Genomic DNA, 15,403 nt, shown 5'->3' with positions numbered 1-15,403 from the left:
AACCTCACTTCTCTCTTCTTGGAGTCGGATCATGGCATGCACGAGAAGCCGGTGACAACAACAGACACCAGAGTACGCGCTTACCTTATCCGCAGAAACCGCTTTAGCTGAGCCAAAACGAAAGGTGCGGATGCGGCCGTTCGGGGCGGTTCGTTAATGGCCGCCGGCCACCAGCTTCTGGTAGACGACGATGTCGAGCCACCGGCCGAACTTTTGGCCGATCTCCCGGTAATACGCGCTTTGCTCATATCCGTTTCGTTCAAAAAACTGCCGGCTCGGCCCATTCTCTGAGCAGATGGTGGCCACAAGGGAATGAAAGCCGTTCTCGGCGGCCTTCTGCTCGATAAATTGAAGGGCGGGGCGGCCGATTCGCCGCCCCGTCGCCTCCGGCTTCAGATACACGCTGATCTCCCCGGTGACGTCGTAAGCCTGTTTGTTTTTGTGCCGGGTGATCAGAATATAGCCCTGCATTCTTTCGTCCTGCATGACCGCATAAGAGGCGAAACGCGAATCGCCGTGCAGGGTGTTCCGCGTCATCTCCTCCACCGTCAAAGGCTCCGTATGAAAAGAAACGGTCGTATGCTTTACATAATGATTGTAAATTTCGGTCGCCTCGGCCATATGTTCGGGGCCGATTGTGACAAAAGACAGTTCTTCGGGTTCCATCCTCTAATCCTCCCAAATGGATGTTTCTAGCTGATCCATGAAGCGCCGCAATCCGGCGGCCGCTTTGAAGCTTAGCGCTCCGTCCTCGAACATCCGCTGCACGCTGTCGCGCTGCTCCTGGAAAGCCTCCAGCTTCCCGAGAAACTTGCGGCTTTCCTCCAGTTCCGCCAGCCCTGCCGCCGGCACGCTCTCCAGGCGGTCGATCATCTGCCCGTACTTGGCCGCCACGATCTCGGAGTCTCCCCGGATCTCCGGGTCGTCCTCCCGCTTGACGGCATCGACCGCAGCCCGGCACATCTCGATCCGGGCGCGGCGCACACATTCGGCGGACGAAGCGATGGCGCCGCTGCCTTCTCCGGCGCCCTCTCCTTTGGCCTCCGGCGCCTTCGTGAACAGGCGTGCGAACATCCGGCCGAGCTCCCCAAGCGACTGCCGGAACTGCGAATCGGCATCCCGGGCCAGGAACGCTTCCTTCCGGTCCAGGAATTCGAGCATTGCCCGGCCCGTGTCGGCGGGAACGCTCCCCTCCTCCATCATCGCGAGGAGCTTGCTCCGCTCGGCCTGAAGTCCCGTCAGCTTCGCTTTGGCGCGCTGACGCGCGTGTTTCTCCGCCTCCGGGGAGAGAACCGGAAGCCCGCCGGACCCAAGCAGCCCGGCGTAGACGCTGGCCGCGTCGCCCTGCACTGACGGGACAGGCGTGCCGGACCCCTGCTCTCCAGCAGGTCCGCTGCTCATCGCGGGTGAAGGAGAATACGCGCCGTTCTCCAAGGCGCCATTCTCAGCCACCGCAGCCCCGCTCAGCGCCGGGATGCCGGGACCGAGACTGCGGGCCGCCAGCCCAGCCATACCCGCTATCGCCGCCATTCCGGCTGCGGCAGCTGCTGCCGAGCCGCCCTCTTCCCCCTTGAGAATGGCAACGCATTTCTTCTTGATCTGCGAGCTGATTACCTGGTCGCTCTCCTCCTGCACTTCTTCCTCCTTGCCTGCCATCAGCGGAAGCGCAATGCTTGCGAGCAGCAGCGTCGCCAGGATGACACCTGCGGCGAGGAAGATAATGAGGTCGCGCTCGGGAAAGCGCGAGCCGTCATCCAGATAGAGCGGAATCGAGAAGGCGCCCGCCAAAGTCACGGCTCCCCGGACGCCAGATACGGAGAGAAGCGCGAGCCCCTTAAGCTGAGGCCGGCTTCGCTTGCCGTTCTTGGCGTTGTTCATGACGGCGAACGCGTATACCCACAAGAAGCGCAGCACGATCAGCAGCGCCGTAATCGCCAGCACATACAGGAGGACCGTCGTGTTGTCGAAGGCTTCATCCCGGAGAATAACCGACGCCACATCCGGCAGGGAAACGCCCAGAATGAGAAACACCAGGCCATTGAGAACAAACAGCAGCATGGACCAGATGCTGGCCGACACGAGCTGCAGCTTGTACTGAGGCGAGGTGGTACGGTCCTTCTCCACCGCATGCACGATTCCCCCGGCCACAACGGCCAAAATGCCCGAAACGCCGATTTCCTCGCTGACGAGATAGATCAGGAAAGGGGTCAAAATCTGGAGAAGCACATGCATCGTGACATCCTCCATGCCGAGGCGCTGGAGCAATACGCTCAGGCGTATTAGCAGAAAAGACAGCACCGCTCCCGCCAGCAGCCCGCCGGCTGCGATGAGAATAAAACTCCCCACCGCATGAGAGAAGGAGAACACGCCGGTTACGGCAGCAGCCACGGCGAACTTGAACGCCACCAGGCCGGAAGCGTCGTTCATCAGGGACTCGCCCTCGAGAAGCCGGTGCGTCCCTTTGGGAAGATGCACTCTGCCGGCCAAGGCGCTTACCGCCACCGCATCGGTCGGAGACAGGATCGCCGCAAGGGCGAAAGCTGCCGCAAGCGGAATGGACGGGATCATCCAGTGAATCGCATAGCCCGCGACGACAACGGTCGCGAAGACAAGACCCAATGCCAGCAGCAGAATCTGGGCCCGCAGGTTCCACAGCTCGTCCCGGGGCGTCCTTCTGCCGTCATTGTACAGCAGCGGAGCGATGAAGAGCACGAAGAACAGCTCCGGCTCCAGCGACAGATGTATGCCCACCGGCGCCGCCGCTGCGAGCGCCCCGAGCCCGATCTGGATCAGCGGAACAGGCACAAAAGGAACGAATCGGTTGATAATCTTCGACAGACCGATCAGGACAAGAAGAAGCAGCACTAAGCTGAATAGTTCCACATCACCATCTCCATCTCCATCTATAGATTGTTTGTATTAATAATACACCAAGCTAATGTATCCAGAAAATCAGGCAAATTTATTCCTTGACAAAATTATATATTTGTGTTATAATATATAATTTATCTATTGATTTAACCCTCCGATTCCGTTAAGATAAACTCTGCTTTTATCTTAACGTTTACGGGAGGATGAAGAATGAGAATTGCCGAAGGGCTGGAGATGCTGGAGATTGAAGCGCAGATTATGGGCGGAAGCGAGCGGATTTATCCCGTGCTGATGTGGGACGACGAGCATGTCATGCTCGTCGATACCGGATATCCGGGCATAACAGAGACCTTCCAGGCGGGATTTGCCGAAGCAGGAGTGGCCTGGGACAGGCTGGATACCGTCCTGATTACCCATCAGGATCTGGACCACATCGGCGGCTTACCCGCTATATTGGAGCAGCGGCCTTCCATACGGGTGCTGGCCCATCCCCTGGAACGCCCTTATATCGAAGGCGAACGGATGCTGCTGAAGCATACGCCCGAAGCGATTGCGGCGGCGGAGGCCATGCTCCCTCCGAATGTGCCAGCGGAATGGCGGCGGGCGTTCCTGCATGTGCTCTCCCATCCGCCGCGGGCCAGAGTCGACGCGGAGCTGACAGACGGTGAGGTTCTGCAGGTGGCCGGCGGCGTCACCGTGATCACGACTCCAGGGCACAGCCCCGGGCATGTCAGCCTGTACCACGACGCAAGCGGAACGCTGGTCGCCGGCGACAGCCTGACCGTTAAGGACGGCGAGCTGCATGGCCCCGATCCGCGGGCCACACCGGACATGCCGGCGGCGCTGGCCAGCTTGCGGCGATATGCCGGACTGACCATCCATACGGTCATATGCTATCACGGCGGCCTCTACCGGGGAGATGCCGGGAAGCGAATCGCCGAGCTGGCGGAGGGCAAGTAGGGAATCGGCCGCCAACGGCCACACGGCGCGAAGAACTTCATCCATATAAGTCGAGGTCGCCCAAGCGCTCCAGCCGATGCGAATACCAAACCAATGCCGACATCATATCAATGCCAAGGCAATGTCAAACCAAAGCCAAACAGCCATTTCCCGGCAGTACCGGGAAATGGCCGCATTTATATAAAATCCGCAGATAAGTTAAGGTTGAATCTCCTGTCTGGCTTGGCGCCATTTGTCATTCCAATGATCGAATTCACCCTGCAGGTTCCTGGCGACCGCCAGCTTCTGCACGATATCCCCGCTCCATAAATCGAAGCCCGCTTTGGAAGCAATCGTATATTAATCGCTGTCCAGCTCGATGTTCTCCATTAAAGCGGGTTTGGCGGCGAGGAACTCCTTCAGTTGAGGAAGGGACGGCTCTCTCGTCTTAACCGTCGGGATGAATCCGTTATCGTCGGCGTAGCCCGACTCCTCCAGCAAATACTTGAACCAGGCTTTTGCGGTCTTCATGTTCTTGCTGTTCTTGTTGATTACAAACCAGGCGTCGGAACTCATCAACGCGCTCAGTTTCCCGCTGTCCGATGTCGGAAACGGCTTGAACCCGATGTCCTCCGATTTTACATTCGTGCCGGATGTGCTCAGGATCTGCGGAATGACCCAATTCCCCAAATACATCATCGCCGCTTTTCCTTCGGCAAGCTCCTTCTTGGATTCCTCCCAATGGTTCGTATAAAGATCCGATTCCGTATAACCCTTCTGGATCAGATGCCGGATTATGCCGTAAGATTGTCCGACCGGATTGTCCTCCTGGAACGGGGAATCGGATGTGGTCATGAAATTCAGCACCTTGGCATCTCCCTGAATGACAGGCGCCATATTGACGCCCCACTGCGGCAATGTCCAGCCCGATGCGTAATTCACGTATACCGGAGTGATGCCGGCCTGCTTCAGCTTCTCACAGGCTTCATAGAAGGCGGTAGGCGTCGCCGGGAATTCCTTGATGCCCGCCTTCTCGAAAGCCGTCTTGTTATATACGAGTCCGAGTGCCGAGACACCGACCGTAGCCGCATAATGCTTATCCTCGAACGTCTTTCTATTATTATAGTAGAGCTTGTCCGTCAGTCCCAAATCATCGATGGGCTCAAAATATTCGGGCAAATTCTTGTCTTCCAGATCTCCCGGGAGAAGCAGCACATCTCCATAATCATTCGTCAGTATTTTGATCCGGATATCCGTATCATAATTCTTCATCACCGATACTTTCACATCCGTAACCGCCGGATATTTCTTCTTGAATCCTTCAATATAGCGGTCCATCATCCCGGAGTCCACCATTTCCTGCCGGTTCGTGATAAAAGTAATGCTGCCGCCGACTTCTGCCGAAGTCCCGGTTGTCTCCTGCTGCTTAGTTACGGTTGTCGTATTGCCATCACATCCGCTTATTGTCAATCATGCGGTCACACCCGGAAGGACACCAGTGGTTCCTTCAGGTAGACGGACAACTGATCCAGCTCTGCTGAGAGCTCTACAAGGCGGGCGTTCATGCCCACCTGTTCCTCGCAGACCGTCGCCACCTGCTGGGAGGACGCGGCTGTCTGCTCCGACACGGAGCTTACATTCAGAATGGTCTCATTGAGTTTCCGCTGCGCCCCGTTCAGCTCAGACACCGTATCGGCTACTTGAGCGGACCGGTTGTTGAGCTCCTTCATTCGTTCCTTGACCTGCGACAGGATCGATGAGGTCTCATTGACGGTCTCCACCTGCGACTGGTACAGCGGATACAGGCCGGTTAGAGTGTTGACGGTTGCGCCAACCTCTTCCTGGATTTTATGTGTAATGGTCCCGGCCACTTCAATCGACCGCTTGGTCTGCTCGGCCAGATGGCGAATCTCGTCCTGGCTATGTACGGGAACACGGACGGTCCCATCGACGCTTCATTGAGCCTGTCTTTAAGCCGAACCAGAGGTTTGGCGAACAGCCGGACCATAATATAACCGAGAATAATGGCAATTACCGCAGAAGCGGCAAGCGCGATATAGACGAACACCAGAATCCGGTTGGCGAGGCTCAACAGATCGCGAATCGGCATCTGCCCGGTCAAATACCAGCCTGTTACACTTGATTGGCTGTAAATATTCAGATTATCTTGTCCCGCCGTGTGTTCCATTGTGAATGCTCCTTGCAAGGCGCTGTTACCGCCTTCAGCCTCCGGCAGCACAAAAGAAGTGGGTTTGCCGACTTCTTCGGCCAAGCTTGAATAGACCACCTGCCGGGTCTCAGGATCGAATACCGTTATATCGGGACTACTCTTGGAAGACATCAGCTTCACTTCACCAAGCGGTTTGGACAGGGCATCCGAGTTAATTTCCACAAGCACGATCGCGATTGGCCCCGAATAATCCCTCAGCACCCGGGCATGCCCGATGCTGGACTGTCCGGTTACAAACGTGGAGGAAGCAGGGAGCCAGATGGCTTCGCCTTTGGTCTTGACCGCCTCCTTGAGCCAACTCTGCTTCGGAATAGAGCTTAAAGTTTTGTCAACAGACGATGCGACAGCCTTGCCATCCAGAGTGAACAGCGTCACTGAGCGAACCATCTCGTTGGAAGAAGCTGTATGCTGTAAGTAGGAGGTAATAGCCTTCTGCTGATCCAGATAATCCAGAGAGTTGGAGCCTGATGATACAAAAGCCCGCAGCTGGCCCAGAAAATCCGCATCGGCAATAAATTGCACCGAAAAATCGCGGTATCCGCCCAAAATCAGATCCACGTTCTTCCTGGTCTCATTCAATGTTTGTTCAGCGGAATCCGATACTTCTTCCACAATGGCATTTTTGGAAATCCGGTAAGCATTCCACCCCAAGACGCTGACAATGATAAATACCGATGTGAAAAAGAACAGGAACAGCTTGATCCCTATGCTCTTCCTGGGATTAAAGCGTCTAACTATGCTCGTCCATCCCTTTTTCGTTTCAATCATTCCCTCATGTCTCTTCATATTTGCCCCCCTTATTTTCTATAAAACTCTGTGTTGTTTCTTTATCGGCTTCCAAGTATTCTGATTCAATAGTCCTATATTGTAAATTTCTAGTCCTCTGTTGCGTTTCTTTGCTCCATCAGTATTAGGACTGCGGCAGATGCACAAAAACACCGATGCGATCCATGGATTGCTCCATGGATCGCCCGGTGTTTGCGCAAATGTAATATGAGCTGTCTGGCGAGCGGCCCGAACCCGTTCGGCAGCCGCTTCCTCATTCAAATGACTCGTTTACCGACGTCCCGTTCATCCGTGTTCAGCGTTCGGACCCGACAGTGAACCGTTCGCGAATATGCGCCGGACGCTCGATTTCGTCGGCCACGGCAACCGCATAATCCTCATAGCTTACATAACTTTCTCCCTCGGAATTGAGCAGCAGCCGGTCCTTCCCCGTCTCGTAAGCGCCGGTCCGGCGTCCAAGGGCAAAATTAGCCGATGGACTGATAAACGTCCAATTCAGGCCCTCAGTTCCCCGCAGAATATCCAGATTCTTGGCCTGGTTCAGCGCTATCGGCTTGACGAAATCCGGGAACCCGGGCGTATCAACTACACGGATTGTCTGTGCTTCGTCGGCATATAGACTTCCGGCTCCGCCTACCACGATTAGCCGGATATTCGGCGCATCCTTTAGCGCCCCGATCAAAACGTTGCCGGCCTCCACGTGAAGATGTTCCTGCCCCAGAGGCGCGCCAAAGGCGTTGACAACGGCATCAAATGGGGTGAGGTCTTCCGCGGTCAAGTCAAAAACGTCCTTCATGATAACCCCCGCCCCGCTGTCTGCGGCGCTGCCGGCTTTGCGTACAATTGCCGTTACGTCATGCCCCCGTTCCAATACCTCTTTTACAATCCGACTTCCTGCCTTACCATTTCCTCCGATTACTGCTACCTTCATAATTATAATTGTCCCCTTTACTCGTGATTAAGCCTGCAAGCCTTATGCTGCGACCAGCCGTATTCCGATATGCCACGGATCGTAAACCCCTGGTTCTCCTTCAAATTCCGTGAGCTCGAAGCCGGCATCCACCAGCCGCCGCAGCACCAGGCTGCGATCCTCTTCACTTGGAAGCTGAATCGTGAAATAGTCGATGCCCGGTGCATTCGGCGATGCCGGCTTCGCTCCCTCTCCGGCCCATACGTTAAGACCTATGTGATGATGGTATCCTCCCGCCGATACGAACAGCGCAGAGCCGCCGTACCGGGCGACAAGCTCGAACCCGAGAACTCCGCAGTAGAAGTCTTGGGCTTTCTTAAGATTGCCAACATGGAAATGCACATGCCCGATAACTGTACCCGCCGGAAGACCGTTCCACTGGAGTCCCTCGGAATCGGCAAGCAACCCCTCCACGTCCACCGGGTCGGTTCCCATCACCACATGCCCCTCCAGATCATACTGCCATGTATCGCGCGGGCGGTCCCGGTACAGCTCGATGCCGTTGTTGTCGGGGTCCTGAATATACAGCGCCTCGCTGACGAGATGATCGCCCTGGCCGATCTCGATTCCAGAAGCAATAAGATTGCGCAGCACAAGCCCAAGGGATGGACGATCCGGCAGCAGGATGGCGAAATGATATAAGCCCGCTGCCGAACGGCGGCGCTGTCCCTCGCCTTCCCCGACTTCCCGTAGGATCAACAGCGGCGAGACGCCGTCTGCTGTCAGCTCAGCTCTTCCTTCCTCTCTCCGCAGCACCCGAAATCCGACAGTATCCTGATAAAAAGCCAACGAGCGCTCCAAATGGCTTACCCGAAGCTGTACCGCTCCCAGTTTCAGCCCCTTCGGCAGAACTTCCGTTGTATGCATTACGCTTCCTCCTTCATGTGTCGTTGTATCATAGCTTCTCCAATTGCATGCCGCATCATCATGTAACAAACATAGTTACAAACTAACTATAATTAGTATAGCAGGTATCCTAAAGTTTGTATAGTCGAATTCTTAATACAGTCTGCTGCCTCTGGAGAGTAGCATAAATGCGCAGCAAAAGACCCCTCCTTCAGCTTGAAGGGAGGGGTCAAAGATTGTTAAGACTGCTGGGGCCAGCTATTTCTCGGGTCGTATTCGACATCTGCCCGGGCTTACCGGCGACTACAGATGATCTGAATCGGGCTCAGCCTCCGGCAGCAGCAGCATGGCTGGGAAACTGTCTCTGAAGCTCGATTGCGCGGCATACCTGCCGCCCATTGGCCGCCAACTAAATAAAGCTGTCAGCCAGACTGCGGAACACAAGCTGTTCTCTGAATTCTTCAAGAGTTAACGAATCGGAGAGGTCTTCTTTTCTAACGATCACGATCTTCTGCTCATTCGCAGACAAGTGAAAATAGTTGTCGTCAAATATCGCATCGCTGCCGTTCAGATCGAGCTCAATGAACATCGCAAAGGCTGTGGAGCCGACAATCAGCTCAAAATGCTCCTCTTCCTCTTTGACGCTAACAGACAATTTGGCGGGTTGAAGCTTGAAATGCTTGGCCGGTACAAAAATGGTCTTGCCCGCGCTAAGCGTATGCCCGTCCGATTCGAATGCATATTCCAGGTAGTGGGATCTCAGTTGATCGACCGAGCTCAGCACATCGCTGAAATCGAGCGTTTGGCAGGCGGCTGCGGACAGTCCGGCCGCTGTTGCCCCGATCTCTCCCGATTGAATGACAGAGGAGGCTGAATCGCGAAGCTTCCAGACCACTTTGCCCGCCACATCGTCCAGTGTTTCATTGTTAATATGTAGAGAGACCCGGCTTCCTTCTTCCTCCGCAGAGATCAGCACCGGGGAGTAGAAGCGTTTGGCCGTATAGTGCAGCGCCTTCCATCTTCCGTGATAATCGACGCTGGCCCATGAAGCGACCGGCCAGGAATCATTCAGCTGCCAGTAGATGGCCCCCATGCATCTGCCCCGGTTCCGTCTCCAGTGTTCAACCCCGTAGCGGACGCCTTCGGCCTGAATGAGCTGAGATACATACAGAAAGGATTGAAAATCCTTTGGCATTTTAAAATACTGGGACACATAATGAATCATCGGCGACAGGCCGTCTTCATGCTTCTGGTGATTTTCCATTACAGCTGAGAAGACGTTCCGGTCCTCCGGAAGCGAGAAAGCTTCGACCGTCTTGATGGACGGGAAGGATTGCAGCCCGAATTCGGACATGAACCGCGGATTCCGTTTGCGGAAATCGGTGAACGGCTCGCGCCCATGCCAAATGCTCCAATCATGCATATCCCCGAAGTCCTGGCTGTTCGGACGGTCAAATCCGCCGAAAGAAGAAGGGGAAGCGAGTCCTCTGGTACGTAATTGCCGCCCATAGCGAAAATTTCAAGCCCGTTCACGCAGTAAGCGAAGGATTTGCCCCATTCGTCTCTCTGCTGGTTGACCGTAACGGTGCGAAGCCCGATTCTAAACGCACGTTCATCCAGAATGGCGCCATCGCTGCAAATTTGAACCCGGATCTGATAAAGCGGCTGTTTCCCGAACCCGCTCGGCCACCACAACTGCGGCTGCGCAACATGGAGATCCAGATACCCGGTCGTTTCCGACATGGGGAACTGACATGAAGACAAACGCGCACCATCCGGATCGGTCAATTCAAAACGCACCTCGACCGGGCTCTCCGGCTTGTACTCCAGCCCCACTTTAACATTCAGGTCTACACCCTGGTCCCCCTTATGCTGCTGTGTTACATAGACTTCATCAATACGGGTATGGGACAGGGCAATCAGCTTCACCGGCCGCCAAATCCCCATGTCTGGCAGACTGGGACCCCAATCCCACCCGAACATGAAGTGAGCTTTGCGCAAATAAGGAAATCCCGGAGAGCCATTGACGGACCAGATCGGCTGGGCTTTCGATTTCTCACGGATATACTTCAGCGGCGAACGAAAGATGACGCCAATAGTGTTCTCGCCCTCGCAGATGAATGGCTTAACGTCAAACTCGTAGGTTCTGTGCATGTTATCCGTCCGGGCGATTTCCCGGCCGTTGAGCCGGATTTCAGCCAGTGTATCAAGCCCTTCGAAGCGAAGAACGATCCGCTCTTCGGTCAGGAATTCGGCGCCAATCATAAAGCGCTTCTCATACTCGTAATCATACTCGGACAGCTTGACCGCTTCCTGGTCATTCTCCCGGTAGAAAGGATCTTCCATCTGTCCGGCGTTCAACAAATCACTATAGACCGAGCCCGGAACGGAAGCTTCCGTCCACTCGCTCTGGTCAAGCCGCTTCATCGACCAGGCTCCGTTCAAATCCAAAATATTCATCTCGAATGTCACTCCTGGATCGCAATGTATCATTTTAACCTCTTTCAGCAACAGTCTATCAGAGAATCATATGAAATACTTGTCTTGAACGCTCATATAATGGAAATCTACACATACACCGCTGCATCCCACATGGGTCCGAATACCGAATCCCATCTGTTCACCGTTCCTTCGCTCAGCTATGCCTCTCCCATCCACACCCATGATTTCTTTGAGCTGTTCCTGGTGACCCAGGGGAAAGCCCGCCATATCGTGAATGATGCCTGCCAGCCGGTAACCGTAGGCACGCTTGTCTTTATTCGTCCGGAAGATATTCATTATTATGAACGGGATGGAGACCATGACTGCGAATTCATCAATATATGTTATACCCGGGAAGCGATGAATCATGTTTTTACTTTTCTGGAAAAAGCTATTGATCCCCAAAATCTGTTGGCCACTGTGCTGCCCCCTGTTACCGTTCTTCCGGCGAGCGAAACGGAACGTCTGAAAGACCGGCTTGAACGGATTCGCCTTGTTCCGGACAAGCCACAGGCTGCGGGACTGCTGCGGGCTATGCTGGCCGAGCTGCTCACGCTGTTCTTCTGGAAGCAGCAGCGTACGAGGGAAGATGCGATTCCGCCCTGGCTGGAAGATCTGCTGCTGCAAATGCAGCGGAAGGAGAATTTCGTCGAGGGGGTTCAGCGGATGTATGAGCTATCGGGACGCAGCCCCGGACACCTGAGCCGGGTATTCCGGTCACTGCTTCACACTACGCCGGTTCTGTATATCAATCAGCTTCGGCTGGACTACGCCAAGTACATGCTGGCCACCACCGATCTCGGTATTATGGACATCGCGCTCTCAGCCGGATTTAATAACCTTAGCCATTACTATCATTTGTTCAAAAAGGAATACGGACTGACCCCGCTTGCTTACCGTTCTCTTCATCGTTAAGCTGTTACGAAAAAAAGCATCCGCTCCGTATGCCGGAATGGATGCTTCATGTTGATCTTCATACAGGAAGCTGCGACGAGATTTGGGCGAGCGTTACCTGCTGCAGCACATCCTCCATCGCCTGCTGGGCCATAAGGAACACCGGGATAATCGCCCCTGCTATATTTTGGCCAACCGGACATTCCGGGCTTGGGTGCTCGTGCACAGCGAACAGCGACCCTTCGCCAACGGCATCCACCGCCTGGTAAATTTCCAGCAGTGTTATCTGTTCCGCCGGCCTGGCCAGCTTCGCTCCCGCAATTCCCGGCTTCACTTCGATCAGTCCCGCTTTGCCGAGCATGCTGCTGATCCGGCGGATAACGACCGGATTGGTGCCGACGCTTCCGGCGATCCAGTCCGAGGTGTTCCGCCCTTCCCTGTTGGTGTCAATCAGGGCCAAGATGTGGATGGCGACCGCAAATCGGGTGCTGATATTCATAACAAACTTCTCCTTTGCCTAGTCAATCATTTGAAACCATCATAGTTACGTTAAGATTTGTTGTCAATCCCGGCGAGGATCGCAGCCGTCTGGGGTCCGTATTTGCGGGATAGACGCGATTTGCCGAGATTGGATTTCACAATCCGGATAACGGCGGGATCATCCAGCGAAGCCAGCCGGGACAGCAGCTCAAAGCCCGCTCCCGGCTCGGCGGCTGCCATTACGCTCAGCGCATATTCCAGCCCCTTGCACAGTACGCGGAAGGGTTCCGCTTTGCGCTCCGGTCCGGTTACCTCCACAATGCTCTCCGTGATTTCGCCCGCCAACCCCAGCGCATAGACCGCCGCCTCCCGGTCCTTAAGGAGCGGCGGATGGGCAAGAGCCGCAACGATCGCACGCTGCTCCAGCAAGCTCGCACCGCTCTTCCACTGCGCAAGCACATCGGCGAGCAGCCCGAAATCCGCCTCGCCGATGCACTGAAGGCCCATGGCCGCCGCCTCCCGCGTTCTCCAGCGGGAATCATTCGCAGCAGCGCGAAGAATGGAGGCGATCTCCTGCCTCTGTGCTGGAGACGCGAAGCTGTAATGAGCGCCGAGCGTAAGACAGGCGCAGAACGGCAGGAATTCGCGCGGATCGCCGGTCCCAGCCTCCGCAGATGGCAGCCGCGCCCAATCGGTCAGCATGTCCCACCATTCGCCAGACATGCCGCTGTGAGCAAACCCCGACGCGAAGCGCCCCGCAAGCTCCAAGTTGCCTCTGGGGCCGGGCAGGCGGCTTTCAGCGGTCAGATAAGCCTCCAGCTTCTTCCGATCATCCGGCCCAGGGGACATCTCCAGCGTCATGAACTCTTCGCCAGACTTGCGCTCCGCCCGGCTCATTGTTCTCCTCCGTGGAGGACAATGTCTACTCCCTGCAGCTCGTAAGGATAATCAATCTGCTTCTTCACAGCCCGGGCGGCCTCTTCACCCGCGAGAAGTCCAACAACGTACAGCCCGAGATCGATCGAAGTCGAGACGCCCCCGCCTGTGATCACACGGCCGTCATGCACAATCCGGGCATTGCCGACTTCCCGGCAGTACGGCTTCAGCAGTTCGGAGGCGTTAGGGTGGGTTGTCGCTTTCTTCCCCTCCAGCAGTCCCGCCGCTCCGAGAAGCAGCGATCCGGTGCAGACGGAGACGATCCATTTCGCCTCTCCGGCACCCTTCAGCCAGGAGATGAAGTCCTGATCATAGCGCAGACTCCGGGTACCCCATCCGCCGGGCACAAAGACAAGATCATACCCCGACAGATCCGGAAGCACCCTGCCGGGCCTGATCTCAAGCCCCTGATCATCCTTGACCGAATCGGATGCCGCGCAGACATCCCATTTAAGTTCGGCATAGGACTCGAAATGCCGCAAGCGGATGACAACATCATAGAAACCCGCAAAATCCAGAAAGGTGACTCCGTCAAATAACACGAACGCAATGTTCATCCCGAATAACTCCTTTGATATTTTTGGTGAAAAAATATACAAATGAGCATTTTGCATTTATCCAATAAAGCGATTCCAAAGCCAAGAATATATGGACCGTAACAATTGTATCTGCCTATATATTCCATCTGCGGTTATAATCGAATTATGCAAAATGCTGAAATAAGAGCCATGAACACAATACTGGGTGTAAACGCACAAGGAGGCTTATGTATGGATAGTCTGGAGGAACTCCGGAACAAGCTTGAGGAGCATGAGGTGGAATATGAGCTTCTCACCCACGAGCATACGGCCCGGACCGCGCAGGAAGGGGCGGCGATGCTGGGTATCGAACTGGGCCAGACGGCGCCGACGCTTATTGTGAAGACGCCGGAAGTGTATCTGGCGCTGATCGTCTCCGGCGAGCGCGGCCGGGTTAACCTGGAGGAGGCGGCAGCGCTGATCGGAGCGGCCTCGCTGCGGATGGCAAGTCCCCGGGAAGTGCTGGAAATTACGGGGTATGAGGTCGGCTCCGTTCCTTTTGTGCTGCAGCTGCCCTGCATCCTGGACCGCAAGCTGCTCCGTCATGATTACGTCTACGGCGGCACAGGCAAGGCGGGCACAACCCTCAAGCTGCACCCGCTCGCGCTGGAGACTCTTAACGAAGTGATCGCTTACCTCGATTAAGGCTTCGTCAGAATGATCGGCCGGCCTTTCGTTACAATTATCGTGTGCTCGAACTGGGCGACACGGCTGTTGTCCGGGACGGTCAGTGTCCATCCGTCGCTCTGCTGATCCACGTATTCCGCGCCGGTCGACAGGAACGGCTCGATTGTAATAACCTGATTCGGCTTCAATACCGTGGTCTCCCGCGGATTGAAGTACGGCAGAATTTCATGGGGCTTGTCGTGAAGGGATTTGCCAATGCCGTGGCTGCACAGATTGCGTACGACACGGTAGCCGCGTCGGCGGGCCTCCATCTCCATCGCCTTCCCGATTTCGTTCACGCGCATGCCCGCACGCAGATGGGAAATGACGGCAAGCATCGTCTCCTCAGTGCTTGAGCACAAATGCTGAAGCTTCTGATTGTACGGCGGAAGCTGAAACGACACCCCCGAATCTCCGAAGTAACCGTTCAGTTCAGCGGAGACATCGATATTGATCAAGTCACCGGCCCGGATCACTCTCGGTCCCGGGATGCCGTGCGCTACCTCTTCATTGACGCTGATGCAGGTGTCGCCCGGGAAATCATAGGTTTCCCTTGGAGCTGATTTGGCTCCGAAGCTGCGCAGAATATCCGCGCCGATCTGGTCAAGCTCCAGCGTTGTCATGCCGGGCTTGACGCTTTTTTTCATTTCGGCGATGGTGTGGCCGACCACTCTTCCCACCGCTTTTAGTCCTTCCAAATCCTGTTCTGTCTCGCTTATCATCGTG

15 protein-coding genes and 1 pseudogene are annotated in these 15,403 nt (G+C 55.5%); 3 read left to right on the top strand and 13 right to left on the bottom strand.

Annotation, left to right across the window (positions count from 1 at the left end):
- Positions 1–153 precede the first annotated feature (153 nt).
- Positions 154–666, bottom strand: coding sequence for a GNAT family N-acetyltransferase (locus PSTEL_RS11290; RefSeq protein ID WP_038695375.1), 513 nt, complete (start codon positions 664–666; stop codon positions 154–156).
- Positions 667–1,515: 849 nt separating this feature from the next.
- Positions 1,516–2,883 (bottom strand): annotated as a pseudogene (locus tag PSTEL_RS28830) (Na+/H+ antiporter); the annotation flags it as partial.
- A 198-nt stretch (positions 2,884–3,081) separates the two neighbouring features.
- Between PSTEL_RS28830 and PSTEL_RS11280 the strand changes: the two are divergent.
- Positions 3,082–3,831, top strand: coding sequence for an MBL fold metallo-hydrolase (locus PSTEL_RS11280; protein WP_038695371.1), 750 nt, complete (start codon positions 3,082–3,084; stop codon positions 3,829–3,831).
- Between the two features lie 339 nt (positions 3,832–4,170).
- Here the strand turns inward: PSTEL_RS11280 and PSTEL_RS11275 are convergent, their stop codons facing one another.
- The 7 genes from PSTEL_RS11275 to PSTEL_RS28420 all read right to left on the bottom strand — a co-directional run bounded on the left by PSTEL_RS11275 (position 4,171) and on the right by PSTEL_RS28420 (position 11,102).
- Positions 4,171–5,280 carry an ABC transporter substrate-binding protein gene (locus PSTEL_RS11275; protein WP_052098377.1) on the bottom strand — a complete coding sequence of 370 codons (1,110 nt, stop codon included), beginning with the start codon at positions 5,278–5,280 and terminating at the stop codon, positions 4,171–4,173.
- An 8-nt stretch (positions 5,281–5,288) separates the two neighbouring features.
- On the bottom strand, positions 5,289–5,681 hold the full coding sequence (locus PSTEL_RS11270; RefSeq protein ID WP_038695368.1) for a methyl-accepting chemotaxis protein: 393 nt from the start codon (positions 5,679–5,681) through the stop codon (positions 5,289–5,291).
- Positions 5,621–6,826, bottom strand: coding sequence for a cache domain-containing protein (locus PSTEL_RS11265; RefSeq protein WP_038695367.1), 1,206 nt, complete (start codon positions 6,824–6,826; stop codon positions 5,621–5,623). Before PSTEL_RS11265 ends, PSTEL_RS11270 begins: the two co-directional genes overlap by 61 nt.
- Positions 6,827–7,121: 295 nt before the next feature.
- Positions 7,122–7,757 (bottom strand): NAD(P)-dependent oxidoreductase, encoded by a 636-nt coding sequence (locus PSTEL_RS11260; RefSeq protein WP_038695364.1) that lies wholly within the window; start codon positions 7,755–7,757, stop codon positions 7,122–7,124.
- Positions 7,758–7,799: 42 nt separating this feature from the next.
- Positions 7,800–8,663, bottom strand: coding sequence for a VOC family protein (locus PSTEL_RS11255; RefSeq protein WP_038695362.1), 864 nt, complete (start codon positions 8,661–8,663; stop codon positions 7,800–7,802).
- Positions 8,664–9,051: 388 nt separating this feature from the next.
- A complete protein-coding gene (locus PSTEL_RS28425; protein ID WP_245625135.1) occupies positions 9,052–9,996 on the bottom strand; it encodes a glycoside hydrolase family 2 protein in 945 nt (314 codons plus the stop codon).
- Entirely contained in the window at positions 9,906–11,102 is a 1,197-nt protein-coding gene (locus tag PSTEL_RS28420) for a glycosyl hydrolase 2 galactose-binding domain-containing protein (protein ID WP_052098375.1), read from the bottom strand. The genes PSTEL_RS28425 and PSTEL_RS28420 overlap by 91 nt, the downstream gene beginning before the upstream one ends.
- Positions 11,103–11,201: 99 nt before the next feature.
- Here PSTEL_RS28420 and PSTEL_RS11245 point away from each other — a divergent pair, with 99 nt between their 5' ends.
- The gene (locus tag PSTEL_RS11245; RefSeq protein ID WP_038695360.1) at positions 11,202–12,038 is read left to right on the top strand and encodes a helix-turn-helix domain-containing protein; all 837 of its coding nucleotides are present in this window, start codon (positions 11,202–11,204) and stop codon (positions 12,036–12,038) included.
- A 58-nt stretch (positions 12,039–12,096) separates the two neighbouring features.
- Here the strand turns inward: PSTEL_RS11245 and PSTEL_RS11240 are convergent, their stop codons facing one another.
- The 3 genes from PSTEL_RS11240 to PSTEL_RS11230 are packed head-to-tail and all read right to left on the bottom strand — an operon-like array spanning position 12,097 to position 13,990.
- The gene (locus PSTEL_RS11240; protein WP_038695358.1) at positions 12,097–12,516 is read right to left on the bottom strand and encodes an Rrf2 family transcriptional regulator; all 420 of its coding nucleotides are present in this window, start codon (positions 12,514–12,516) and stop codon (positions 12,097–12,099) included.
- Positions 12,517–12,566: 50 nt separating this feature from the next.
- Positions 12,567–13,394 (bottom strand): hypothetical protein, encoded by an 828-nt coding sequence (locus PSTEL_RS11235; RefSeq protein ID WP_052098374.1) that lies wholly within the window; start codon positions 13,392–13,394, stop codon positions 12,567–12,569.
- Positions 13,391–13,990 (bottom strand): DJ-1/PfpI family protein, encoded by a 600-nt coding sequence (locus PSTEL_RS11230; protein WP_038695356.1) that lies wholly within the window; start codon positions 13,988–13,990, stop codon positions 13,391–13,393. Before PSTEL_RS11230 ends, PSTEL_RS11235 begins: the two co-directional genes overlap by 4 nt.
- A 213-nt stretch (positions 13,991–14,203) precedes the next feature.
- On the opposite strand from PSTEL_RS11230, the gene PSTEL_RS11225 reads away from it, so the two are divergent.
- Positions 14,204–14,656 carry an aminoacyl-tRNA deacylase gene (locus PSTEL_RS11225; protein ID WP_245625134.1) on the top strand — a complete coding sequence of 151 codons (453 nt, stop codon included), beginning with the start codon at positions 14,204–14,206 and terminating at the stop codon, positions 14,654–14,656.
- Here PSTEL_RS11225 and map read toward each other — a convergent pair.
- Positions 14,653–15,399, bottom strand: a complete 747-nt coding sequence (map, locus tag PSTEL_RS11220) for a type I methionyl aminopeptidase (protein WP_038700688.1) — start codon at positions 15,397–15,399, stop codon at positions 14,653–14,655. The two genes, PSTEL_RS11225 and map, sit on opposite strands and share 4 nt — an antisense overlap.
- Positions 15,400–15,403 lie beyond the last annotated feature (4 nt).

It is taken from the genome of Paenibacillus stellifer, from assembly GCF_000758685.1.
GTDB lineage: Bacteria > Bacillota > Bacilli > Paenibacillales > Paenibacillaceae > Paenibacillus_AQ > Paenibacillus_AQ stellifer.
The sequence above is the reverse complement of the archived record's forward strand: the minus strand, read 5'-3'. Positions and strand labels throughout refer to the sequence as shown.